The organism is Streptomyces sp. NPDC055287 (assembly GCF_053646035.1).
In genome coordinates this window covers 1-1789 of the sequence record NZ_JBSHNE010000122.1, presented here as the reverse complement: position 1 = coordinate 1789, position 1789 = coordinate 1, and the positions used below count along the sequence as shown (strand labels likewise).

General features: G+C 66.2%; 2 protein-coding genes and 1 pseudogene. All 3 read left to right on the top strand.

What is annotated here, in order from left to right; genetic code table 11:
• The first annotated feature begins 164 nt into the window (after positions 1–164).
• The gene (locus tag ACWIHY_RS40250; RefSeq protein WP_454381715.1) at positions 165–416 is read left to right on the top strand and encodes a helix-turn-helix domain-containing protein; all 252 of its coding nucleotides are present in this window, start codon (positions 165–167) and stop codon (positions 414–416) included.
• Positions 386–1483, top strand: coding sequence for an IS630 family transposase (locus ACWIHY_RS40245; protein ID WP_454381717.1), 1098 nt, complete (start codon positions 386–388; stop codon positions 1481–1483). The genes ACWIHY_RS40250 and ACWIHY_RS40245 overlap by 31 nt, the downstream gene beginning before the upstream one ends.
• Before the next feature lie 132 nt (positions 1484–1615).
• Positions 1616–1789 (top strand): annotated as a pseudogene (locus ACWIHY_RS40240) (DUF4235 domain-containing protein); the annotation flags it as partial.

Genomic DNA, 1789 nt, shown 5'->3' with positions numbered 1-1789 from the left:
GACCAAGGAGCAGATCGCGCGGGCAGCGGCTGCCGTGGCGGACAAGTTCCAGGAGAAGGCCCCGGACCCGGTCCGCGAGAAGGCGTACCAGCTAGTGTGATGCGCCAGAAATTCTGAGGGTTAGTAAGTAGTCTGTTGGTATGTCGCATCCGGGTCCCTCTGCTGTGGAGATCACGCTGTCCGAGGACGAGCGTGCAGAGCTGATGCGTCGGGCGGGATTACCGGACCGGCGTCCGGCCGAGCGGGCGCGGATCATCCTGGCGTGCGCTGACGGTATGTCGAATGCGGGTGCTGCGCTGACCGTTGGCGTGGCGGTCAAGACAGTGAGGAAGTGGCGCGGGGCCTTCGCTGCGGAGCGGATGGCCGGGCTTGAGGACACCGGCGCATTGGCCGGCCGAAGGCCGGCCTTGTCCTGACTGAGGCTGAGCGGGATCAGCTCGTCCGGTGGGCGAGGCGGGCGAAGACGGCGCAGTATCTGGCGCTTCGGGCAAAGATCGTGCTGCGCTGCGCGGAGGGCGGGACGAACCGGCAGGCCGCGGCCGACCTCGGTGTTGATGAGTCGACCGTAGAACGCTGGCGTGCTCGGTTCATCGTCAAGCGCCTCGACGGCTTGTCCGACGAGCCCCGGGTGGGCCGGCCGCCCTCGATCCTGCTCGACCAGGTCGAGGACGTCATCGTGGCGACCCTGGAGTCCACTCCGGGCAAGGACACGCACTGGTCGCGGGCCTCGATGGCCCGGCGCACGGGCCTGTCGAAATCGACCATCGGGCGGATCTGGAAGCGGTTCGACCTCAAGCCGCACCTCCAAGACGCCTTCAAACTCTCCACCGACCCGCAGTTCGTCGCGAAGGTCGTCGACGTCGTCGGCCTGTACCACCACCCGCCCGAGAAGGCGGTGGTGCTGTGCGTGGACGAGAAGTCCCAGATCCAGGCCCTGGACCGGTCTCAGCGCGTGCTGCCGATGATGCCGGGCATGCCCGAGCGGCGCACCCACGACTACCTGCGGCACGGCATCACCAGCCTGTTCGCAGCCTTCAACATCGCCGACGGCACCGTCATATCGCAGCTGCACCGCCGCCACCGGGCGATTGAGTTCAAGAAGTTCCTGGTCACAATCGACAAGGCGGTGCCAGCCGCTCTCGACGTCCACCTCGTGTGCGATAACTACGCCACCCACAACACCGCCGAGATCAAGACGTGGCTGGGCAAGCACCCACGCTTCCACATCCACTTCACCCCGACTGGTTCCTCCTGGATGAACCAAGTCGAGCGGTGGTTCGGCCTGTTGACCGACAAGCTCATCCGTCGGGGCGTCCACACCTCCGTGAAGGCCCTGGAAGACGACATCGCCGCGTGGATCGACACCTGGAACGAGAACCCACGGCCATTCACCTGGACCAAGACCGCCGACGAGATTCTCAACTCCCTCGCCGACTACCTCACCAAGGTCGGAACCGACAACCAGGAAACAGAGCAGAACTAACCCGCAGGATTTCTGGCGCATCACACTAGCGGAGAGCGCGCGCGGCAACCGTGGCCTGCTCATCGCCGGTGTCGCTGCGCTCGCCGTGCTCGTCCTCGTGCGCCGTAAGAGGAGGGGGCGCTGATGTAGGCATCCAAGGTCGCCTACAAGCCCGTCGGCCTGGCGCTCGGCGCTGTCAGCGGCGTCGTGGCCGGCGCGGTCTTCAAACAGGTCTGGAAAGTCATCGGCCACGACGAAGACGCCCCCGACGCCACCGACCAGGACCGCGGGTGGCAGGAGATCCTGCTCGCCGCCACCGTCCAAGGC